Annotated in this window: 20 protein-coding genes and 1 pseudogene; 9 read left to right on the forward strand and 12 right to left on the reverse strand. The window is 41.0% G+C overall.

Annotation, left to right across the window (positions count from 1 at the left end; translation table 11 throughout):
• Positions 1 to 189 precede the first annotated feature (189 nt).
• The 4 genes from trxB to CHJ_RS06860 form a co-directional block, all read right to left on the reverse strand.
• Positions 190 to 1,152, reverse strand: coding sequence for a thioredoxin-disulfide reductase (gene trxB, locus CHJ_RS06845; protein ID WP_317917269.1), 963 nt, complete (start codon positions 1,150 to 1,152; stop codon positions 190 to 192).
• Between the two features lie 230 nt (positions 1,153 to 1,382).
• Complete coding sequence (locus CHJ_RS06850) at positions 1,383 to 2,753, reverse strand: SLC13 family permease (RefSeq protein WP_171754633.1); 1,371 nt, start codon at positions 2,751 to 2,753, stop codon at positions 1,383 to 1,385.
• Between the two features lie 350 nt (positions 2,754 to 3,103).
• On the reverse strand, positions 3,104 to 3,715 hold the full coding sequence (locus CHJ_RS06855; RefSeq protein ID WP_171754649.1) for a vancomycin high temperature exclusion protein: 612 nt from the start codon (positions 3,713 to 3,715) through the stop codon (positions 3,104 to 3,106).
• 50 nt (positions 3,716 to 3,765) lie between these two features.
• Positions 3,766 to 4,116, reverse strand: coding sequence for a DUF3392 domain-containing protein (locus tag CHJ_RS06860; protein WP_317917270.1), 351 nt, complete (start codon positions 4,114 to 4,116; stop codon positions 3,766 to 3,768).
• A gap of 145 nt (positions 4,117 to 4,261) precedes the next feature.
• Between CHJ_RS06860 and CHJ_RS06865 the strand changes: the two are divergent.
• The 4 genes and pseudogenes from CHJ_RS06865 to CHJ_RS06880 all read left to right on the forward strand — a co-directional run bounded on the left by CHJ_RS06865 (position 4,262) and on the right by CHJ_RS06880 (position 10,017).
• Positions 4,262 to 6,609, forward strand: a pseudogene (locus CHJ_RS06865) (helicase-related protein).
• A gap of 246 nt (positions 6,610 to 6,855) precedes the next feature.
• Entirely contained in the window at positions 6,856 to 7,233 is a 378-nt protein-coding gene (locus CHJ_RS06870) for a transporter (RefSeq protein ID WP_171754630.1), read from the forward strand.
• A gap of 364 nt (positions 7,234 to 7,597) precedes the next feature.
• Positions 7,598 to 9,310 (forward strand): ABC transporter substrate-binding protein, encoded by a 1,713-nt coding sequence (locus CHJ_RS06875; RefSeq protein WP_317917271.1) that lies wholly within the window; start codon positions 7,598 to 7,600, stop codon positions 9,308 to 9,310.
• A complete protein-coding gene (locus CHJ_RS06880; protein ID WP_317917272.1) occupies positions 9,298 to 10,017 on the forward strand; it encodes a substrate-binding periplasmic protein in 720 nt (239 codons plus the stop codon). The genes CHJ_RS06875 and CHJ_RS06880 overlap by 13 nt, the downstream gene beginning before the upstream one ends.
• A gap of 46 nt (positions 10,018 to 10,063) precedes the next feature.
• Here the strand turns inward: CHJ_RS06880 and CHJ_RS06885 are convergent, their stop codons facing one another.
• From CHJ_RS06885 to CHJ_RS06915, 7 genes are all read right to left on the reverse strand, one after another.
• Complete coding sequence (locus tag CHJ_RS06885) at positions 10,064 to 10,507, reverse strand: hypothetical protein (protein WP_317917273.1); 444 nt, start codon at positions 10,505 to 10,507, stop codon at positions 10,064 to 10,066.
• Positions 10,508 to 10,689: 182 nt separating this feature from the next.
• Positions 10,690 to 11,796, reverse strand: a complete 1,107-nt coding sequence (locus tag CHJ_RS06890; protein ID WP_317917274.1) for a phosphoribosylaminoimidazolesuccinocarboxamide synthase — start codon at positions 11,794 to 11,796, stop codon at positions 10,690 to 10,692.
• Between the two features lie 200 nt (positions 11,797 to 11,996).
• Positions 11,997 to 12,416, reverse strand: a complete 420-nt coding sequence (locus CHJ_RS06895) for a hypothetical protein (RefSeq protein WP_171754625.1) — start codon at positions 12,414 to 12,416, stop codon at positions 11,997 to 11,999.
• Between the two features lie 411 nt (positions 12,417 to 12,827).
• Positions 12,828 to 12,977, reverse strand: coding sequence for a hypothetical protein (locus CHJ_RS06900; protein ID WP_216613471.1), 150 nt, complete (start codon positions 12,975 to 12,977; stop codon positions 12,828 to 12,830).
• Between the two features lie 194 nt (positions 12,978 to 13,171).
• Positions 13,172 to 14,068, reverse strand: a complete 897-nt coding sequence (locus CHJ_RS06905; RefSeq protein WP_317917275.1) for a molecular chaperone DnaJ — start codon at positions 14,066 to 14,068, stop codon at positions 13,172 to 13,174.
• A gap of 40 nt (positions 14,069 to 14,108) precedes the next feature.
• A complete protein-coding gene (locus CHJ_RS06910; protein ID WP_171754622.1) occupies positions 14,109 to 14,792 on the reverse strand; it encodes a DUF2786 domain-containing protein in 684 nt (227 codons plus the stop codon).
• 142 nt (positions 14,793 to 14,934) lie between these two features.
• Positions 14,935 to 15,615: a DUF3334 family protein gene (locus CHJ_RS06915; protein ID WP_171754621.1), complete on the reverse strand. Its 681-nt coding sequence runs from the start codon at positions 15,613 to 15,615 to the stop codon at positions 14,935 to 14,937.
• A gap of 170 nt (positions 15,616 to 15,785) precedes the next feature.
• Between CHJ_RS06915 and CHJ_RS06920 the strand changes: the two genes are divergently transcribed.
• Complete coding sequence (locus tag CHJ_RS06920) at positions 15,786 to 18,821, forward strand: FAD-binding and (Fe-S)-binding domain-containing protein (protein WP_317918092.1); 3,036 nt, start codon at positions 15,786 to 15,788, stop codon at positions 18,819 to 18,821.
• A 10-nt stretch (positions 18,822 to 18,831) separates the two neighbouring features.
• A complete protein-coding gene (locus CHJ_RS06925; protein WP_317917276.1) occupies positions 18,832 to 19,290 on the forward strand; it encodes a methyltransferase family protein in 459 nt (152 codons plus the stop codon).
• Positions 19,291 to 19,361: 71 nt separating this feature from the next.
• Here the strand turns inward: CHJ_RS06925 and CHJ_RS06930 are convergent, their stop codons facing one another.
• Positions 19,362 to 20,087: a DUF3581 domain-containing protein gene (locus CHJ_RS06930; protein WP_171754619.1), complete on the reverse strand. Its 726-nt coding sequence runs from the start codon at positions 20,085 to 20,087 to the stop codon at positions 19,362 to 19,364.
• Positions 20,088 to 20,326: 239 nt separating this feature from the next.
• On the opposite strand from CHJ_RS06930, the gene yqfB reads away from it, so the two are divergent.
• From yqfB to infC, 3 genes are all read left to right on the forward strand, one after another.
• Complete coding sequence (gene yqfB, locus CHJ_RS06935; protein ID WP_171754618.1) at positions 20,327 to 20,650, forward strand: N(4)-acetylcytidine aminohydrolase; 324 nt, start codon at positions 20,327 to 20,329, stop codon at positions 20,648 to 20,650.
• Positions 20,651 to 20,835: 185 nt separating this feature from the next.
• On the forward strand, positions 20,836 to 22,761 hold the full coding sequence (gene thrS / locus CHJ_RS06940; protein WP_317917277.1) for a threonine--tRNA ligase: 1,926 nt from the start codon (positions 20,836 to 20,838) through the stop codon (positions 22,759 to 22,761).
• Between the two features lie 3 nt (positions 22,762 to 22,764).
• Positions 22,765 to 23,316: a translation initiation factor IF-3 gene (gene infC, locus CHJ_RS06945; protein WP_171754647.1), complete on the forward strand. Its 552-nt coding sequence runs from the start codon at positions 22,765 to 22,767 to the stop codon at positions 23,314 to 23,316.
• Positions 23,317 to 23,368 lie beyond the last annotated feature (52 nt).

Genomic DNA, 23,368 nt, shown 5'->3' on the forward strand with positions numbered 1-23,368 from the left:
TCTGTTCGACAACACGATGGGTAAGGCGAATCAAGCTTCTGCTCAATACTTGCTGTAATACAATCGATGGTTTATCGCTTACATGACCGACCAAGTATACAAAAAGAAATCCAGCGGTAATACCGCCGGATTGTCGTGCCTTGATCAGGCACCAATAAAAGTCTGATTAAACCTTCACGGTGATCTTGATTACTGAGCATTGTCTAATGAATCTAGGTAACGCTCAGCATCTAGCGCCGCCATACAGCCTGTACCTGCGGAAGTGATAGCCTGACGATAGTTATGATCCATAACGTCTCCAGCGGCAAATACCCCTTCAATACTGGTTTGTGTCGCATTGCCATTTAACCCTGACTGAACAACAATGTAGTCGTTGTTCATTTCTAGCTGCTGGTTAAAGATCGCGGTGTTTGGTTGATGGCCAATGGCTATAAATACGCCCATTACATCAAGTACTTCTTTAGCATCTGTTAATGTGTCTTGAAGACGAACTGCCGTGACGCCCATTTCATCTCCGAGCACTTCATCCAGCGTGCGGTGAGTATGCAAAACGATGTTACCACTACTGACTTTGTCCATTAGGCGCTTCATTAAGATTTTTTCAGCTCTAAAGCCTTCACGTCTATGAATCAGGTGTACCTCAGCAGCAATATTAGATAAATAAAGAGCTTCTTCCACCGCTGTATTGCCTCCACCGACAACAGCTACTTTTTGATTTCGATAAAAGAATCCATCACATGTTGCACAGGCGGACACTCCACGACCTTTAAAATTCTCTTCTGAAGGTAAGCCCAAATATTTTGCAGAGGCTCCGGTTGAGATTATCAGAGCATCGCAACTGTACTCTCTGCTGTCTCCTTTCAAGCGAAAAGGACGAGAGGAGAGATCAACGTCAGTTATTTGATCGAACACCATTTCAGTTTCAAATTTTTCGGCATGCTCTTTCATGCGGTCCATCAGTGCCGGGCCAGTTAGACCTTCTGCATCTCCAGGCCAGTTTTCTACTTCGGTTGTTGTCGTTAACTGTCCTCCCTGTTGCATACCAGTGATGAGGACTGGATTAAGGTTGGCACGTGCTGCATAAACCGCTGCGGTATATCCGGCTGGTCCTGAACCAAGGATTAATAGTTTGCAGTGTTTTACTTCACTCATTGAGCTGACTCCGAATAATTTTAATTTTTTACGATTGTAAGGAAAATATCTCTGAGGATAAAGGTAAAACAGAGTTCAGATTGGATAATTGATTTTTATACTAGATGGTGAGGCATCAATATAGGCTATAAATCTAAAGGAATTGATAGCAATAATGCAGCTTGATTACGCTGCAATATTGCTAAATGACTCGGTTGCGCGAGGTTTATTGTTAATCAGTTTTACGCTGACTACCAGAAAAAATGAGCAATGATGGACAAGGTAAGAATACAGACTAAATTAAGCACTATCCCTACACGCATCATCTCTTTTTGTTCGATATGACCAGAGGCAAATACCAGTGCATTCGGAGGAGTTGCTACGGGCAGCATAAATGCACATGAAGCTGATATCGCGATGATTACCGACAATATAATAGGAGAGACTCCTAACACCTCAGCAATGCTGGCAAATATAGGGATCAATAGTGCTGCACTGGCGGTATTACTTGCAAACTCAGTAAGAAAAACAACAAAAGCGATAATGGCAAGAAGGGTGATGAACATGTTCATTTGGTTCAGCAGTTGGCTTAACTCTTGCGCGAGAAAAACACTTGTCCCTGTCGCTTTGAGAACGTTACTTAAACAGATACCGCCACCAAATAACAGCAATACCCCCCAATCGACGGTTTTTTCTATATCTTTCCACTCTACAACACGAGTCGCTCCAAGCATCAGTATTGCACCGATAGCCACCAAGGTATCAAACTTAGCATATCCTCCGAGCAGGGCATTGATGGGCTTGCTAAACACCCAAAATGACACGGTAATTAGAAAAATGATTAAGGTAAGTTTGCGTTTATTCGTCCACTCAAGTGGGGTGTGGTGAATATCAAAAGTGTGTTTTAGGTTTGGCTTGGTCATTATGTAGATCACAATGACAGCAATCGGCAGCAAGGTTAATGAAACAGGTAGGCCCATTGCTACCCATTCGGTAAAGCTCAGTCCTAGTTCAGCTGCGGCAATGGCGTTTGGCGGGCTACCGACTAAGGTTGCGATTCCTCCGATCGAAGCGCAATAAGCGATACCAAGTAGGACGAACACATATGTACTTGCGTGCTTTTTCTCATCAATGTTGCTCATGACGCCCAATACTAAAGGCAGCATCATGGCGATTGTTGCGGTGTTGGATATCCACATTGAGAGCATCGCACTCACGGTAAATAGCATCATCACAGCGGTGAACATTTTTCCTTTGGCGGCAATGAGTACTTGATCCGCAATGGCTTTATCTATTTGCTGTTTATGAAGCGCAGCCGCTAATGAAAATCCGCCAAGAAAAATAAAGATAATAGAGTTGGAAAAATGACTTAATGCTGAGGAGGTATCGAAGATATTAAAAATAACAGCCAGCATAGGAACCAGAAGGGCGGTGATACTGACATGAAGCGCTTCGGTTAACCACAAAATGGCGATAAATATGAGTATGCTTAAGCCTTTTACGACGCTCTCATCATAAGGAAGAGTGAAGAGCAATGTGATAAAGAGTGCACTATCGGCAATGAGAATGAGTGCATTTCTATTAAACATTGATAATGGGGAATGAGAAGATGAAGTCAACATAGCACACTCCTGATAGTTGAACGTCGAATGTCTAAGGCCTGTTGAGCTATTGAGTAGATCATCTATTCAATTTGAATGTCGTCAGATATCAAGCAGTAACAAACAGTGCAAAATAGCGGTGATCCGTTAACAGGTCCTAATAAGTAAAAGTTATTGGTGTAAATGTTACTGATTCAACAGACGGTTCAATAATTCTAAATCGTGGCTTCCATGCCTGTTCCATCAATGACAATTAGAGTAAATATCCAAATATTAGTATAGAAGACGGTTTGAAAATCAGGCGGAAAGCAGGTTGATTTATAAACAAAATGGAATGAAAAATTGATCTAGATAAATAAATAGCGTGAATACTACGAGGTTTGGCCATTGAGATTAATAGGCTCTTTGGGACCAAGAAATTTAGGTTGAGTAGCAAATATATAGATATCAAGCAGGGCTTTCACACGAGCGAAAACCTCTCTAATTCGAACCTTAATACCCGAATGCTGTTGTGGACCGGGTACTGCCAGACAGACTGCGTGAATGTTGAAGTGCTGAGCAATAAATAGCGCACGCTCGCAATGAAATTTTTGAGTAATGATAATAAACTCATCGGCATCAAAAATCTCTTTAGAACGAACAATAGAATCAAGTGTTCTAAAGCCTGCATAGTCAAGAAAAATAGCTTGTTCAGGAACACCGGCTTTAAGCAGATCTCTTTTCATCGTCCATGGTTCATTGTATGAACGGTGCGCATTATCACCACTTAACAAAAAAGCTTCCACTTTCTTTTCATTGTAGAGAGAGATGGCGGCATTAATTCTGTTAGCGTAATAATCATTCAATACTTTGCCTAAGTATTTACTGGTGCCCAGAACTAATGCTACATCATAGTTTGGAAGATTTTCAGCTTGAACAAAGATTTTATCCTCAGAACCCCAACTGATTAAACGATCAGCAAATAACAAGCTGCACAAGGTCATGATAACCAGTGTACAGAAAGCTATTTTAATTCGTTTATTGACAGTAAAGTTCAAATTCTTTCCTCAAACATAGCAGCTCTAAACATGACGATTTTTTGTGCCCAAATGCCGATAAGTGAAAATGCAATCAGTATCGTTAAAATGAGTATTTCTGAATCCAATGAACGCAACCAGCTAGCGAGATAAGGGGACGCTTTTACAATGAGCAAGCCATAACCAAATGCGTTAAGCAAGATAAAAGCGACTGTTCTCAGAATAAATGGTTGTCTAATCATCAACTTTCTAACCAGTCGATTTATATCGTTACCTAACATTACCAAGAAACAAGCGATAAAAGCGATGGATATTTCTGGTATATATTGTGCGATATAGCCGCCTAATGGGGCAATAAATTCAAGCATGGATATCTCTTGGCATATGAACTTGCTGAGTGGGTTATAAAAAGAGGTTGTTTATATGGTAGAACCGTTATTCACACAAGCATATTGACGCAGATTCAGTATAATATCTCACTTCCGATTTAATATTGTGCGGTTTATCTCATTTATGTCTTTCCTTCCTATTGATTCGATAAAAGAGCAGTTTAATCAACTGATTAAGCATCATCATATTGTCGTTGAGGCCGAAACGGGGTCAGGGAAGTCCACTCGGTTACCTCTCTGGGCGAGTCAGTTTGGCCGCGTATTGGTTGTTGAACCAAGACGTATTGCTTGTACTTCTCTAGCCAGTTACATCGCCCAACAAGAGGGGAGCAGGTTGGGTGAGTCTATTGGATATGCTATTAAGTTAGATGGTCAGTATAGTGATGACACGCAAGTGTTGTTCGTTACCCCAGGCGTTGCACTACGTTGGTTTTCCGAAAATAGATTGAGTGATTTTGATATAGTCCTGATCGATGAGTATCACGAGCGGCGTTGGGACATGGATCTTTTAGTAGCAATGTTGAAAGAGAACGCTAGCCATCGGCTTGTGATAACGTCTGCCACCATAGAAGGTGAAAAACTAGCAAAGTATGTAAAAGCAAAGCGACTGGTAGCATCAGGTAGATTACATCATGTCGCGGTGAGCTATAGGGCGGCGGATAGCCATTATCTGCCTGACGGGAGAGGGCTAGATAAAAGAGTCGTGGATGTCGTACGTACAGAGCTCGCCACATGTGACGGTGATATCTTGGTTTTTTTGCCCGGCCGTAAAGAGATTAGTATGTGTGCCCAGATGCTCGTCGCCATTGATGGCGTAGATGTCGTGCAATTGCATGCATCTGTATCGGACCGAGAGCGAGAGAGAGCATTAACCCCCTCTGTTCAGCAAAAAATCGTATTGGCCACCAATGTGGCAGAAACTTCATTAACGATCGCCAATATATCATTAGTGATTGACTCCGGTTTGGAGCGAAGAACCAGCCAAAGAAATGGTCGTACGGTGCTAAGTTTAACGGCGATATCTAAAGCGAGTGCGAACCAGAGGGCTGGACGAGCGGGTCGGGTTATGGATGGTCAGTGTATTCGAATGTATGGTCAGCACGCCGCACTTGCAGCAGTGACTCCTCCAGAGTTACTGAGAGGAGAGTTAACCGAAGCGATGTTAGCGAGTGCTTGTTGTGGCTTTCATCTTGATCAGTTGGCCTTTTTGGAATTATTGCCAGAAAAATCAATCCAACAAGCAAAGAAAACATTAACTGTTATGCGAGCGATTGATCGTGAAGGAGTAGCCACAGAGCATGGTGAAATACTCTATCCTTTAGCAATTGACGTACTTTATGCCGACCTATTGACTAGAATGCCAACCAGAGCTCTGCAAGAAGCAATGATCGATCTTGCTGCAGGCTTATCTGTTGCTGGATATCTATACAAATTACCAACGAGTGAAGAGAAATTAAAACATTTGGCAGACTGGTTGCCTGCCAGTTGTGATGTCGAGTTGATCATTCGACTCGTTCGAGGAGAGCAATGTCAGGCGTTAGACGTTGACCACCAAGCGCTATTTGAAGCACAAGCGATGGCACGACAAATACGGAAACTGTTTCATCTACCTGAATTAGAAGTCGCTTCTCGTTTTGATAGAAAATCCTTTTTACCGCAGTGGTGGATACTCACCCTGAGCTGCTCTATGTCCGTCGAGAAAAACGTAGGCAAATGCTGGCCAATGGTTATGTAGAAATATCGCCAGCTCGTAATAGTCTATTTAATGACGAAGCAGAGGCTGCAATCGTCTTTGATCAACACTCAACTCCGGGACGAGGAGTAAAACAGACGTTAAACCTCGGTACGATAATGTTTCCCTGTTCGTTGTCGTATCTGTCGGAGCTTTCTATTGGCGATTGGGTTCAAGGGGAAACAGTTGTAGAAGATGGCGTGTTGTATTCTCAGCTAGCTTTAACTTATGCCGGGAGAATAATTTGCCGCAAGCTGGTTGTTCCAGAAGGTAACTTAGTGCTGAAGCCTATTATAGAAGCCGTTGTTGCTGAAACTTTTCTTAGTGGCTTTGCTCGGCAACGAAGCGAAGAGATCACTCATTGGCGACTTTATGTTGAGCTGGGTTTAGATGCATCCTGTCAACAGCACAATGATCTGAGTTTTGAACAGTGGTTTACTAAACAATTAGTGGATCTGGGCATTTCTGACGCTGACGAGCTAGAGCTGTTTCAAGCAGAGGATTTTCTGTTTGAAGGAATCCCTTATTGGCAGTATGAAGAGTTTGCTTCTACCTATCCGTTGCTATTAAATCTAGGTGACCTGCAACTGACGGTTGAATATCATGCGGCTCAAAAACGGGTCTATGTTATCTATAAAAATGGATTACGAAGAGGCGATCCAAAAAGGTGGGAACTACCAAGGTGGCAAGGGTGGCGAATTCAGTATAAAAAAGGTAGCCGTATTGTTGATGTACGTTAATTGATCACCGAAGTTACTGTTTTTTAATAACCTTTTTAATTACTTCGGTAGTTGAAATATTAAAAACGTTATACATTACTTCGTTAGGCTGTAGGTTGTTTGTTAACAGCTTGGTTTTTATATGCTTTTTGTCTTAATTAACCGATGACAAAAGATTGTTGTTTTATATCGTATTGATGTATGTAAAAAGGTGCGTAATAGTAGCCTTACGCGTTTGTTGTTTACCACTATCCTGTGGAGGAGATAATGGAAAAAAATGAAGCTGTATCTGTGGTTTTTGATTACACGTCATTTTTAGGTGCGTCTAGTAAGAAAAAACTAACATTTATAGAGATACTTTCGTCAATTGCGCCAGTATTTACCACGGTATGGAAGGACAGTGTCAAGGATTTAACTGCGCCCGAAGACAGGTTATGGCAACAAGCAAGCAAATCTTTGTCTACTCGAAGCAGTGATGAAAGAAACTTGATTCGCTTAGTAAGGCTCGCAAAACTAGAAGGCATTGGTGAACTGACTTTGATGATGCCTTATGAACTGGATAGAAACCAAATTGAACTAATAGCTGAAAAAACCAATACAACCATACAGCATACGGCTCAAGATCAGTTTACTATCAACTTGTAGTTCACTGTTAACTCATTGTTTACTAATGACTTATAGTTGATTAATGATATGATCTACCTTCTGATTTCTTCTTTTAAAATTAACCTTTTTAAATCAGAACAGCGGTTTTCTTTCGAAACAATGACAGCCGCTAGTCAGTGACTTATACAAGTCAGATATTGATTATTTGCGATTGTATGAGCCGTTCAATAAGTTAACGAAAATGATGTTACTATGGTTCAAATAAGCGGGCTTAACTTGTGAGTTATCATTAAGAAAAGCTCGCTTTTTTATCGATTTATCCTAGCCTTATAAGGTATCGTTTTTGTATTGTTTAGGTATTCAATAGAACAGAGTGATCAAAGAACTAACTAGAGAAAGTAAATTGGCAAAATTTAAATATTCTCATTGCGCATTGGTGTCCCTACTTGTCAGCGGCTCAATATACGCAGAAAGTCATCAATTAACAGTGAAACAAGAACATATTATTAAGCGTTTGCTTAGTGATGAGTTTTTACACTCCACCTTATCGGAATCTCAGCAAAAAGAAGAGCTTAAGTGGTTTATGGATGCGGCTAAACCTTTTCAAGGGATGACCATCCGTGTGGTATCTGAGAATATTGCAACGCATAGGTATGAATCTAATGTATTGGCGAAGGCATTTACTGAATTAACGGGTATTCATGTGGTTCATGAAATCACCGAAGAAGATGATTTGGTGAAGAAGCTTCAAGTTCAGTTGGATACCGGAATTAGCTTATATGACGCGTACGTTAATGATGCTGACTTTTTAGGTACTCATTACCGTAGTCAAAAAGTGGTCGCTATTTCTGAGATGATAAATGATAAATGGCGCGATATTACGTTACCTACGCTGGCTTTGGATGATTTCATAGGCATCGATTTTGTCACTGGCCCAGATGACATTCTCTATCAGTTGCCTACCCAACAATTCGCTAACTTGTATTGGTATCGGCATGATTGGTTTTCTCGTCCCGATTTACAGAAACAGTTTAAACAGCTGTACGGTTACGCTCTAGGTGTCCCACAAAACTGGGCGGCTTATCAAGACATTGCCGAGTTCTTTACCGAGAAAGTTCAATACATTGATGATAGAAGGGTGTGGGGCCATATGGATTATGGTCATTTTGATCCCTCATTGGGCTGGCGGATATCTGATTCATGGTTGAGCCTTGCCGGAGCAAACCAAACAGATTCATCGGTTGGCGATTGGGGCATTCGTTTGAACGATTGTCACCCGGCGGGCGCTAGTGTTTCAAGAGGGGGCGCTCTTGATAGTCCTGCGGCAATATACGCGGTAAACAAATACGTTCAATGGTTAACGCAGTACGCTCCACCAGAAGCCATTGAACAGGACTTTGTCTCCTCTAGTGAATACTTGGCTAAAGGAAATATTGCTCAACAGATCTTCTGGTATACAGCATTTTTGCCGGATCTTTCTGCTGCTGACTCTTCGGTAATGAATGAGAAAGGGGAACCAGTGTGGCGTGTCGCACCTTCACCGAGAGGAAAGTACTGGAAAGAAGGAATGAAATCGGGATATCAGGATATTGGTGGCTGGACATTTTTGTGGCTTACGCCAGATAAAAGAAGCGCAGCAGCATGGCTGTACGCACAGTTTACAGTATCTAAAACCGTATCCATGCAGAAGTTTTTGAATGGTTTTACTCCCATACGTCAGTCCGACATTCAATCCTCTTATTTACAGGCAAGATCGAAAGAGTGGGGGGGATTATTGGAATTCTACCAAAGTGACGCTCGAAACTATTGGACACCTACCGGTTTTAGCGTGCCCGATTATGCTGAACTTGCAAGTGTCTGGTGGCAGCATATTGGCCCAGCAGTTAAAGGTGATGTCACGGTCGAAGATAGTATGCGTATGCTTGCGGATGAGATGGACTCACGACTTAAAAAAATAGGAAATAGAGCGGATATGCGCTGTGAACCTCGACTAAATGATAAGTCTGATGCGGAGGTTTGGCTCAATAAGGAAGGTGCGCCATGGAAAGAGCTCATCAACGAAAGTACACCTAAAACGTTATCATTTGAAGAGTCATACCAACAATGGAAAAAATAGTATATTTGCCGATACTACTTTTATTACTTCTTTCGTCCAAATTGTTGGCTGAGGATACACTGACGTTATTTACCTACCACAATCCTCCGTTAGTGTCGGTAGAAGATAAGAAGGTTGTTGGCGGCAATTCTTGGCATGTGGTTGAGCAGTTACTTAATAAAACCTCAACCCCTTACAAGGTGGCAATTAAACCTGCAATGAGAGGGATGTACTCAGTAGCGGAAAATCGGAATACCTGTGTATTTCCTATCGATAGAACCCAAGACAGAGAATCTAAGTATAGCTGGGTTGGCCCAATTGCCATTGTCCAATATGCATTATACAGTGCGGCTAATCGAAGCATTCCACTGACAACCTTAAATGATGCTAAGCGCTATAACATAGCAACCTATCTTGGCAGCAGCATAGGTCAATACTTAAGGCGTAAAGGTTTTCATGTTCGTTTGACTGGAGAGATGAAACAAGGGTTGTTGATGCTGCAACATCGCCGTGTCGATTTTTGGGTTGTTGATGTCAATGCTGCAAATAAATTATCACAAGAGATGAATATAGAGTTGGGTGAACCTGAGTTGGTTTTTTTCACCAGTGTTAACTATATGGCTTGCCATCCGGAGATGGCAGGCCAACAGTTAGATAAGTTTGATCAAGCGTTAAATGAAATGTATATCAGTGGTGAGATTCAGCACTTGCTGGAACTGAATCTCTAAATTTATCTAAATGAACAACATTCTCCGTGTTGCGAAAAGCGTGGTTCTATTTTAGTAACTGCTTAAGTGACCCGTTTTCGCTTTTGATATCCATAATCGCCAGAAACGCACCGCAAGACCATACAATACATGCCATAGTAAATAACAATCCACCGTCGTTCCCTATGATTTCACCAGCGCTATTAAACTCGGGCATAACAACACCTAACGGAGTGAATAGATGGAAGAATATAGCACCGGACATGATGCCTACACTCATCACTGCGCCAACACCATGAAAACGAGTAAAGAGTAGTATTGCCGCGATTAGCTCTGCAAAACCAATTAGGTAACCACCGATGTTGCCAAACCAGGTAAAACCAGACCACTCTCCCAATGTGCCAAAAATAAATTCAGTTTCATATGACCCGGTAAATTTAAAAAATAGTGACTGGATAAAAACAAAAGCAATAAATGCTGATGGAATAAATTTTAGTAGTTTAGACTTCATGAGACTTCCTGTTGGGTCATAGTAAATTGTGTATATCTATTCGACCTAGTATTTAGTAAAAATATTTCAGGGAGATGTAAATATTTGATAACAGGATTAGTGGGTGATGGTGGGAATGACGTAAAACAGGGACTTAATTGTCCCTGCTACGTTAGTAAATTGACTCGATCTGCGATTAGGGCTTATTTTACGATAAGGTCATATTCCTTATCTAAGATATCGATGATCTCCTGTTTAGGGTTGGAACTTAGTGGCACTTTCTTCCCCGTGATTTTCTCAGCAATATTTAGATAGGTTGTGGAAATTTGCATAATCGCTTCTTGCGGGAGCAGATTGTTATTGGCTAATGCTTCTCTTTCAACCATTCGGTCTTTGTTGAGTAAAATATCAGAGTCAGGAAAGTAATTTAGCAAGAATTGACGGAAACCTTCTTTAGAGTTTTCGATAATATTGCCGTTTTGGTACTCTTGCTTATCCCAGATTCTAGATGAATCTGGTGTACCCACTTCATCCATGTATATGAGTTTGGACGAGCCTGAACGATCAGTGACATAACCAAACTCAAATTTGGTATCAACAAATAGCTGGCCTACTTCATCAAGGGCATCGTGGATAACATTAAAGCCTTGCTTTAGTAGTTGCTCGTACTGAGGAATATCATCCGCAGAATTGAAATTAAAAGAGGCGTAGTTATCAATAATGTTTTGTTGGGTGATATTGACGTCGTCTGCTTCAGGAACACCGGGTATCCCCTTTAGTATCCCTTTTGTGGATGGCGTAATGAGCAGGTTTGGTAGCTTACTGTCTTTTTCTAGACCTTCGGGTAATTTTATACCGCAGAACTCTCTTTCGCCTTTTTGGTATGCACGCCACATTGAGCCAGTGATGTAGTTTCGGCAAATAGCTTCAATCATAACGGGTTTGGCTTTTTGAACTATCCAAACAAAAGGGTGAGGAATATCTAGAATATGACTGTCTGCTAAACCTTGCTGCTTAAATAGTGAAAACCAGTGATTCGAAATGGCATTGAGTGCAGCACCTTTACCGGGAACGCCTTTAAGTCCATTTTCTCCAGACCATATACAGTCGAACGCAGAAATTCGATCACTGATGACCATAATCGCCAATGGTGCGTCTGGTGAAACGTCATACCCTTTAAGTTTAATTAGTCTCTGACTATCTTGTTTAGTTAACCAATAAACAGAACGAACTTTTCCACTATGCACTGCTTGGTCAGTACGGATAGGAAAATCATCGTTAACAGCAAGGACTTGATCTGCAAGACTCATTCGACATTCCTTAGTTTGTCTAATAATTAATATAGTGCCATCTTAATAGCTAGCATCGGCATCGAAAGAGAATAATACCAGAACTTTTTAAAGCTTCCAGATAAAAAGCAAACGTTTGCTTAATGTTGCGGAATTATAATAGTGAAAAGCCATTAATGCAGGAACATTAATGGCTATGAACTTGATATGTTAAGTTTTAGTTAGTGTAACTGAGCTGTTGATAATGAAGAGGCGGTAGGTTGAGATAAGAAAAAAACTTCGCAACTATAATTGCTGGCAATCCGTTGAATTCGGTTTTTGGCGTCCTGTTGAAGATCACTACTTGCAACAATAGCGCTGGCTGTTCTCGCTTGAATGGCTTTAACGACAATTTGTTCTTCGCTGAACTGTATTGAGGGCTTCATATGGATGACTTTATCGCAACTAACATTATGTCTTGTTAGTTCATGTTGAGTAGGACGAGGACAGTTAGCGGTAAATAAAACCCATTGTTTTTTATTTGATAGCTTAGCTAAGTTTTGGTACACGCTATTTTCTGCAACAGGGAAACTGATTGCGCTAGATGAAATAGGGCTTAATACTGAGTAGGCTTTTTTATTTGCGTTTATTTGAAGCATCATACTGTTCCTATGTACATACTGTATAAAACAACAGTACTTGTAATTTGATCGGAGTGCAACTGTTTTTTTGCCTGTTTAGTAAACAGAGTGTGGAAAAAACAAGCGAGATCGCTTTGCAAAGCCCAGAAATTAAGAAGAAAGCGTTGTTTGCGAGAATTTGTGAGCTTTAGCTAAAGATGCAATTTTGCGCAGCATAGTCATGCTGGGTTAACCGTTAGCAATCAAAAGTTGCGGAAAGTAAGACGTGAACGTATTAACGAATCTAAGTCAGTGTTAGATAACGTTGAGAGAAAATGGCTATTGACTTCGATGATTTTGAACTAAAGAGTTTAATGCTGTTCTCTTTTGCATTTTGATATTTATTGGCGATAACGAAATTCAATCAGATTGTCTAGGCGACTTAAGCTACAACTATTTTTGCATGCTATCGTAGCGGCTTCCATTGAGTGTGAGTTCATCTTTATTGAATAGACGGACGTCTAATGTTGCGATGTCATGGCAACTAGCACACGAGAAATGGTATTTTCCGTCTATATAGTCATGACGGGCTAATAGACTCATTTTACTACACCAATCACATATACCTTGTTTTTTGAACACAACGACTCTCCTTTAGCAGAAATTTCAGAACCTAATATTCGGATAACATAGACGATTATGCCGATTTTCTGATCCCAAACGGGGGATCATTAAGGTAATTCGACCAAGGATTATACATATAAATAGAGAAAATGTTAATTGTTTGTTATCGCGGGTTAGGCTTTGCTGCTTTTAACATGAGAAATCACTATTTTAATCGCGGAATTTAGTCTCTTCATCTCTTCATCGCTGCCATGTGTATCTGGATGGTAGATGCGGCTTAACATTTTGTAACGTAGTTTGATCTGTTTTTCATCAGGAATGCGATTAGGGACATAACCGAGAACGGCACAAGCCGTTACCAGTTTATTGTCATTGGATACGGTTTTTTCTACTTGCTGATTTCGTTTAAGTTGAAGATGGGCTTTGTTCAGGTGCAGTTGAAGTGATCTGATTTTTTTACTTTGCTGTGCAATGGTTTTCTCCAACTTTGATAAATTGCTCTGTTTGTGGCTTCTCATTTTTCGTCGTAGTGCGACAGCAAAAACAACGACAAGTAATATGGATGAAATAATAATGATTTCTGGTTCAACTAAGCGACTTTTCTCAGGTTTTACCGTTGTGCTGCTTTTATTAGAGTCGGTGGTTATGTCTTGATCAATATGTTGATCCAGTAGGGCGATAGATGAGACCTGTTTTGCACGTTGCTGGTTGAAAAGTGCTTCTAATACACGAGAATAGCCATCTTCAGCATCACTGTTTCCCGCATCTATGGCCAGTTGGTACCAGTTTTCAGATACGTTGAGTGGATTTATCGGTTGTTTTTGTTGTTCATACAACTGACCAAGAGATTGCAGCGCTTTGCTATCACCTTGCAGCGCGGCTTTTAGATACCAATAGTGTGCTTGCTTAAACTTATTTTCTGACTGATATTGCTGTGCAACCGCTATTTGTGCTTCGAGTTGATTGTCTTCTGCTTGTTCAATCAGTTCTTTGCTAGGCTGGGCGAGTACAGTAGAGCTAACAAGAAAGAAAAGCCAAACATAGTGAATAAATGCTGTACTGCTTCTCATACTAATGCCGCTCTCCCTGTTAATTTTCAACTGTTCTCTATCATTTAAGCATCTTATGAGCTTTTGCACCATCGACAGGCTTATTTACTGATAGCTTACGCCCTTTTTTAAGCCCGACTTCATAATCGGCGGTGATATTTTTCATTGCTTCTTTTAGTTGCTGTTTAAATGTTTCGCGGTCTATATTTTTGAACTCTCGGTCAATATAGTTGTTTATTTTGTTATTGGAGTCATCATCTGGTGCTATTACTGGTAGCTTTTCTAATGCGCCTTCTACCCAACCTGAAACAAAAGAGTTAACGCGTCTTGTGACTTCTGTATTGCTGGTTCCTGAACCGGCAAAACTATTGCGAAACTGACCGGTTTGTTCGTTCATCTCGCGGTAGATAATATCGAAAGCAAATGCACCAAAAATCGCTCTGTCTGCTTCCCCGATAAATTCAACACGTTTTAATCCTTTGTGATTTAGTAATACGGCTTCAACACCAAATTTTGTATTGATGCCTCTAATTACTCGTAGAATCGTCGAACTAATACTTGCAGGTAGTAGATGGGTAGATTGTGTTTTGCCCATTTTAATAAATTCAATATCGTCTTTATCAAGGCCATACTTAAGCATAAGGCGGTGCGCCATTTTAATTGCTTGAGCAGCTTCGTTAACGTTTGCTGAATTTCCGAGTTCAAGACACTTAGCGATCTTTTTTAGGGCTTTCTTTTTATCCATTGAAATTATTAAAAACAACCAGTTTGAAAAGGCCAGTCGGCCATTTTACCGATTTTTTGTGGGGAATTAAAGTTATCCCCGTAGATAACAGGCAATAAAAAACCGCCTATAAAGCGGTTTTTTGATAAGAGCGAGATAAGGTTTAGATACCTAATTCATCTAACAGGTCATTAGAGATGTCGTTTGCTGCGGTATCATTCTGGCTGTTCTTTGGTTTTTTATTCTGCTCAGCTTCTAGTATTGCGTCAGGTGATTCATCTTCTTCAATATCAAACTCTTCAAGCTGAATAAACTCGGTTTTATCCATCGCCAGTTCAAGGTAGAAAATGTTGTTATTTTCTGTAGTAAAGGTGACGCGTCTCGCCTGTGGACGATCGAGGTTAGTATCAATGGAAATTAATACTTGTTTGTTAATCGCCAGCATCTTAGGTTGGTTTTGAGTGATGTTGGTTTTAAGATCTTTACGAATCTTACTGGTAAAGTCACCAACCAACTGGTTCATTAACTCACCAAGTACATCACCAACTTCATCAGAGGTATGCAAAATGGCCAACTCTTCTTCTGGCATTCCCATATTTCTCATATAGTTTGTGTAAACTTCTAATGCCGCTTGAGAGGTAAAGTTAATTACCACTAAACCTGAGAAACCGCCGTCAAAAAGAACAAAACAGCCAAAGTCGGGTTTTAAACAGGTTTTATTGATTTTTTGCACCATTGCTGAGTATCCAACATTAGAGTTGGTAGCAGAGCTGAGTACGCCAGAAACTGATTGGCACAGTTTTAAAAGGATATCTTCTGTTGTTACTACTTTATTTTTTTTCATTTTGATCCGTTCTGTAGTATCGACACTACTTTGCAATTTTCAATATTGAATAAAAAGATTAGCAGTCTCAGTGGTTTTGTTAATATTTCAAATGTTGTAAAGTGACCGCAATCATAAAAAACACATATACCCGTACTGCAGGAATCAGTGATGTCGGGGCAGGAAGCGATATGTTACCAAGATTACAAAATGAAATTAATGTAGATCCAGTTGTCGTAACGTTTTTATCTAGGCTAAAACAGCGTGGATTTAGCGGCGATATCGAAACCCAATATGCGAGCCGTCTTGCTGTTGCAACTGACAATAGTGTGTATCAACAGCTTCCTCAGGCGGTAGTTCATCCTAAATCAACTGAAGACATTATGCTAATCGGATTTATCTCAAAAGATGCCGATTTTGAAAGGATCACATTTTCTCCTCGTGGGGGAGGGACTGGAACAAATGGTCAGTCACTGACTCAAGGCATTGTTGTTGACCTTTCTCGGCATATGAATCAGGTTCTTGAAATCAATCAAGAGCAAGGATGGGTTCGTGTTCAAACAGGGATAGTTAAAGACCAACTTAATGACGCTGTTCGGCCTTACGGTTATTTCTTCTCCCCGGAGCTCTCCACCAGTAATAGGGCGACTCTTGGAGGCATGATCAATACCGATGCATCAGGGCAAGGTTCTTTAGTTTATGGTAAGACGTCCGATCATGTTTTATCGCTTCAAGCGGTATTTGCAGACGGTTCGGTTTATGAAACTGATGGGTCAAAGGGCTCTGCCGATGAAGGGGAGTATGCGTTTAATGCGCTTTCAGTTTCTGAACATGTGTGTCGTTCAAAACGAAACGAGATCGTTGATAAATTCCCTAAACTTAATCGCTTTCTAACCGGTTACGATTTGAAAAATGCTCTTAATGAACAGGATGAATTTGATTTTACGCGAATTCTCTGTGGTTCAGAGGGGTCGCTAGCCTTTATCACTGAAGCAAAACTGAACTTAACCGCCATTCCTAAATCTCGCGTGTTGGTCAATGTTAAATACGACAGTTTTGATTCCGCTCTGCGAACGGCGCCATTATTAGTGCAAGCAAATGCTCTATCCGTTGAGACTGTGGATTCCAAAGTTCTCGATCTGGCTAAGCAAGATATCGTTTGGAATACGGTTAGTCATCTTTTGCAAGATGTGCCAAACAAAGAGATGTTGGGCATTAATATTGTAGAGTTTGCTGGGCTGGATGAGTTAAAGATACAGCAAGACGTCGATAAGCTAACCGCGGCTCTCGATACGATGATTGAGCAAGAAGTTAATGGCGTGATTGGTTATCAAGTCTGCAATGATTTGGCCAGCATAGGGCGTATCTACAATATGCGTAAGAAAGCGGTTGGTTTATTAGGCGCGACAAAAGGTAAAGCCAAGCCGATAGCATTTGTTGAAGATACTTGTGTACCACCAGAAAACCTTGCTGATTTTATTGTAGAGTTTCGTCAACTACTGGATAAAAAATCGCTACATTACGGTATGTTTGGTCATGTCGATACTGGCGTTCTTCATGTTCGGCCAGCGCTGGATCTTTGTGACCCTCAGCAAGAACAACTCATGTTGGAGATTTCAGAACAAGTTGTCCAACTGGTTGCTAAGTATGGCGGTTTGATGTGGGGTGAACATGGCAAAGGATTCCGATCTGAATATGGACCTGAATTTTTTGGTGATGAGTTGTTCCATGAATTGCGTCGAGTTAAATCTGCTTTTGACCCGCACAATAAAATGAACCCCGGTAAAATCTGTACGCCCTTGGATAGCGCAGCAGAACTGGTCAAAGTCTCTGGAGTAAAACGTGCTGACTATGATCGCCAAATTGACGTTAAAGTGAGAGACAGTTTCCAGCAGGCGATGGAATGCAATGGCAACGGCTTATGTTTTAATTATGACGTCAATTCACCAATGTGCCCTTCAATGAAGGTGATGGCAGATCGACGTCACTCACCTAAAGGTCGGGCAGGTTTGGTCAGAGAGTGGTTACGTCAGCTCACTGAACAGGGTATCGATGTCCTTGATATGGAGAAAAAGACGTTACAGCATAATCCAACCATCAAGATGATGATTGATAGAGTGAGAAATAGTGTTAATAAGCGTCACGAATACGATTTTTCGCATGAAGTTTATGAGGCTATGAATGGTTGCTTAGCCTGTAAAGCTTGTGGAACTCAATGTCCGATTAAGGTAGATGTCCCGAGTTTCAGAGCGCGTTTTTTAAATCTTTATTATTCACGTTACCAACGACCTGCAAAAGATTACTTGGTGGCGAACATCGAAACTATGCTGCCAGTGATGGCGAAAGTACCAAAAGTGATCAATATGGCTCTTTCGCAAAAGTGGATGCAAAGTTTAACGGCTTCAACAATAGGTTATGTGGATGCTCCACTATTATCATCACCAACGCTACATCAATATCTGGTCAATCAACCTGATATCAAATTTGATATGCAGAAGTTGGCGGCACTGTCTAAAGAGCAAAAACTGCAGTATGTGCTTATCGTGCAAGACCCATTTACCTCATATTATGAGGCAGAAGTAGTAGCAGACTTTGTTGCTCTATTAAAGAAAGTCGGTAAACAACCAGTGCTTGTTCCTTTCAAGCCCAACGGTAAAGCTCAGCATATAAAAGGGTTTTTAAAGCAATTTACTGAAACGGCAACCAGTACCGCCTCTTTCCTTAATATGCTTGCTGATCTTGATATCGACATGGTTGGGGTAGATCCTGCCTTAGTGCTCTGTTATCGAGATGAGTATGCCGATATATTGGCGGAAAATAGGGGCGACTTCACCGTGCTTAATGTTCACGAGTATCTGTTTGCCGAACTTGAATCGTTGCAAGTGGGTGAAGCTTCTCAGCAGCCTCCTTGGTATCTATTTGCTCACTGTACCGAGAAAACTCGAATGCCAAATGCAGAAAAAGAGTGGCAAACGATATTCAAGTACTTTGGCGGTGTTCTTGAAACTGTCTCTGTCGGTTGTTGTGGTATGGCGGGAACATTTGGACATGAATCCGATAAATTATCAGTATCTAAAGATATTTATGATTTAAGCTGGAAGCCTAACTTTGCCAAATTAGCCAAAGACCGCTGTTTAGTCTCGGGCTACTCTTGTCGAAGCCAAGTAAAAAGGTTTGAAGAGGAGAAGGTTAGTCATCCGCTTCAGGCTCTACTTCAATTAGTATAAAGGAGTATCCATGCAGCCACTTGAACTTAAGGTACCACCAGTACTGGTTTTTATTCTTGCTGGTGGTTTGAGTTATTTGCTTGCGATGATTGATCTTTTTTCAATAGGGTTTCCACTGACATGGCTGGTTTTTGCAGCCTGTTTTGTTGCCAGTGGTTATTTTGGTTTAAGCGGTATAGCCGAATTTAAAAAGGCTAAAACTACAGTACATCCCGTTGACGTGCACAAAACATCAACCGTAGTTGAAAGTGGCGTGTACAAAAGAACTCGTAACCCGATGTATTTAGGTCTGCTTCTACTTTTGATTGGTTATGGCTATTGGCAGCAAAATTTATTGTGTTTGTTGGTGCCAGTACTTTTTGTTCTTTACATGAATCGCTTTCAAATTGAACCAGAGGAAAGGCACTTACAGCTTAAGTTTGGCCAAGAGTACGGTGAATATAAAGCTCGAGTTCGACGTTGGATATAATAAAAAGGTCTGCAATTAATGTTGCAGACCTTTTTAATGTTCAATTCAGATTTGAGGATAACTTTGCTTGGCTAGGCAGCGATATCAAGCTTTTGCAAAAAAGCCTCTTTACACTCAAAGAAACGGGCAACTAAAGCGTCGACATCTTCTTGCACATAAGGTCGTAAACCACTGGCAACCATACGCTTAACGCCTTTACCAACTATGATGCCATCTTCTTTAAAATCAAAGTTGAGTGTAACAACACCACGTTTACCCTCTACATCAAACGTAGCACCAGAGTAAACCACTTCTGGGTGACTGATATCTAAACGGTCAAATTCAATTTCCATGCTTTCATATATGACCAATGGTCGCTGACAATTTATCATCATCTGCTGCTCTTCCATTAGAGGAACCATTATGTGTGGGAAATTCATACCAGAAAACTGCACATAGTTTTTTACTACATGTTCAATAAAATCTGGGTCGTGATTGACTTCGCCATGATGGCTCATATGAAGATACTCTTTGCCTTTTTCATCCAGCAGTGAGCTCTCTGTGTCTCCCTTATCTTCGATATGTAGAGCAACCCCGTCGCTTACCATGCCAGAGAAGTCGAATCGCATCTTTTGACTAATGCCTTCTTTTTTCAGTAATACAGCAAAAAGAAGGTCACCAGGAACACAAAAACGCTTATTGTCTTCATCGTGAATAGGGTTAAAGTCGCCAGCTACTTTTTTAGCGAAGTGACTTGCTTGCTGACGAGTAAATTGAAACTGCTCGTTGTTTACTGAGAAATAAGGTGATAGAAACATAATATTCTTTTCATAGCCAAAAACAGGCCAATTATATACAAATTTGTGTATTGAATGGTCTATCCAGTGGCGGGGATTTATAAGATAGTGCGACTTTAACAGATTAATGCTGATAACAAATAGTGTTATTCGCGACGGCTAGTGTGACACTATTTGGCGCTAAAGAGAATATCTCTGCAAATTAACGGATGAGATTTGTTATGATGGCAAAACATATAAAAGAATAATAGAGGACCGCTATGTCTACTTCTTACTTAACAGAAATGACGTTTTTTGAACGATTTGTTGCTGATATTTTGTCTGGTAAAAAGGTAATCACCATTCGTGACGAGAGCGAGAACAACTTTTTAGTTGGAAGTACGGTGGAAGTCAGTACTTTTGAAGAGAATAGGTGGTTTTGTCGTTTGAAGATAAATAGTGTCGAACCCATTCAGTTTGAACAACTTACCGATTATCACGCCACACAAGAGAACATGACATTAACGGAACTTAAACAGGTTATTTCAGACATTTATCCTGGAATTACCAAACTTTGGGTTATCTCTTATCAACGAGTCGATTAAGGGATGAGAAATAAAAGTAGATAAACTGAAAGCTTCTCTTTGCAATTCAGCCTTTAACGGGTAAAATTCCGCTCTTGATGAATTTCCGGTATGCGTATTACTGAGTGAGATTCATTAAGAAAATAACTTAAACTTTTGAACTCGCATGTGTTGCTTGGTACGCAACACCACTGTAAGGATATATCATGCCTGTAATTACTCTTCCTGACGGTAGTCAACGTCAATTTGATAACCCTGTGTCAACTCTTGATGTCGCTGCATCTATCGGCCCTGGTCTTGCTAAAGCCACCATTGCTGGTCGTGTAGACGGCAAACGTGTTGATGCTTGTGACTTAATCGAAAGCGATGCAAGTCTAGAAATCATCACCACAAAAGATGATGATGGCCTAGAAATCGCACGTCACTCTTGTGCGCATTTATTGGGTCACGCAATTAAACAGCTTTTTCCTGATGCCAAAATGGCTATTGGTCCAACCATAGACAGTGGCTTCTATTACGATATCGATCTTGAGCATTCTTTAACGCAAGAAGATCTCGATGCGCTAGAGAAGCGTATGAAAGAGCTGGCAAAAACCAAATATCAGGTTATTAAAAAGACGGTAAGCTGGCAGGAAGCGCGCGACGTATTTGAAGCGCGTGGCGAAACATACAAAATGGAAATTCTGGATGAGAACGTTGCAAAAGACGATCGTCCGGGTTTATATCACCACGAAGAATACATTGATATGTGTCGTGGCCCGCATGTTCCTCATATGGGTTTCTGTCAACATTTCACTCTGTTGAATGTTGCCGGCGCTTATTGGCGTGGTAATAGCGACAATAAAATGCTGCAACGTATCTACGGAACAGCTTTTCACGATAAGAAAGCACTTAAAGCTCACTTAACACGTTTGGAAGAAGCTGCGAAGCGCGACCACCGTAAAATTGGTAAGCACCTAGATCTTTTCCATATGCAGCAAGAAGCGCCGGGAATGGTGTTCTGGCATCACAATGGTTGGTCTATCTTCCGTGATCTAGAAGTGTTTATTCGTGCAAAATTGGACGAATACGGCTATCAAGAAGTTAAAGGCCCATTAATGATGGACCGCGTATTGTGGGAACGTTCAGGACACTGGGATAAATACGCTGATGCTATGTTTACCACCAGTTCTGAGAACCGCGAATATGCCATCAAGCCGATGAACTGTCCTGGTCATGTACAAATCTTTAATCAAGGTTTGAAATCATACCGTGATCTACCATTACGTATGGCGGAATTTGGTTCTTGTCATCGTAATGAGCCGTCTGGTGCTCTACACGGGTTAATGCGTGTACGTGGATTCACCCAAGACGATGCACACGTATTTTGTACTGAAGAGCAGATTCAAGACGAAGTAACTGAATGCATCAAGATGGTTTACGATGTCTACAAGACATTTGGTTTTGAAGAGATAGAAGTAAAACTATCTACAAGACCAGAAAAACGTGTTGGTAGTGATGAGATTTGGGATCGCTCAGAAGAAGCACTGAAAGAATCGTTAGAAAATCTTGATATTAAATACGACATTCAAGAAGGTGAAGGGGCATTTTATGGCCCTAAAATTGAATTTACCCTTCATGACTGTTTAGATCGTGCATGGCAATGTGGTACAGTGCAGCTGGATTTCAACTTGCCGGGTCGTTTGGGCGCAACTTACGTTGGTGAAAACAACGAAAGATTGATTCCTGTAATGATTCACCGTGCAATTTTAGGTTCTTTAGAGCGTTTTATCGGAATATTAATTGAAGAGTACGCTGGTTTCTTCCCGACTTGGTTGGCACCAGAGCAAGCTATAATTATGAATATTACCGACAAACAAGCTGATTACGTTAAAGAAGTTGCAAATAAATTGCAAAAATCTGGATTTAGAGTCAAACCGGACTTGAGAAATGAGAAGATAGGCTTTAAAATCCGCGAACACACTTTAAAACGTGTACCGTACTTGTTGGTATGTGGTGACCAAGAAATGGAAGCCGGTGAAATCGCAGTACGTACTCGTAAGGGCAAGGACCTAGGTAAATTTAAGGTAGAGGACTTTATAAGTCACCTTAATGCTGAGGTTTCAAGCCGTAAGCTCAATCTGGAGGAATAAACTATTAAAGGCGGAAGACGTGGCCAACAACCGGCCAAACAAAACCAGCACCGTTTAAACGGTGAAATTCGTGGCGTTCGTGAAGTTCGTTTAACTGGCGCAGATGGTGAACCAGTTGGTGTAGTACCAATTGCTGAAGCATTAGATGCAGCCGTAGAAGCTGGTATGGATCTTGTAGAGATCAGCCCTAACGCCGAGCCACCAGTTTGTCGTGTGATGGACTATGGCAAGTTCCTCTTTGAGAAGAGCAAAGCTGCTAAAGAGCAGAAGAAGAAGCAAAAGCAGGTTCAGATTAAGGAAGTTAAATTCCGTCCTGGAACTGATATTGGAGACTATCAGGTAAAACTACGCAACCTGACCCGTTTCCTAGAAGACGGCAACAAAGTGAAGGTAACAATTCGCTTCCGTGGTCGCGAAATGGCACACCAAGAGATCGGTGTCGATGTTCTTAATCGTTTGAAAGTGGATACAGAAGAATTAGCTGTTGTTGAATCTTTCCCAACGAGAATAGAAGGTCGTCAAATGATCATGGTGCTAGCCCCTAAGAAGAAGTAATTATCGGCCTGCAAGTAATTAAGCCCTGTAGTCTCGTACTACGGGGTTTTAT

It is taken from the genome of Vibrio sp. MACH09 (assembly GCF_033238805.1).
In the GTDB taxonomy this organism is placed as follows: Bacteria; Pseudomonadota; Gammaproteobacteria; order Enterobacterales; family Vibrionaceae; genus Vibrio.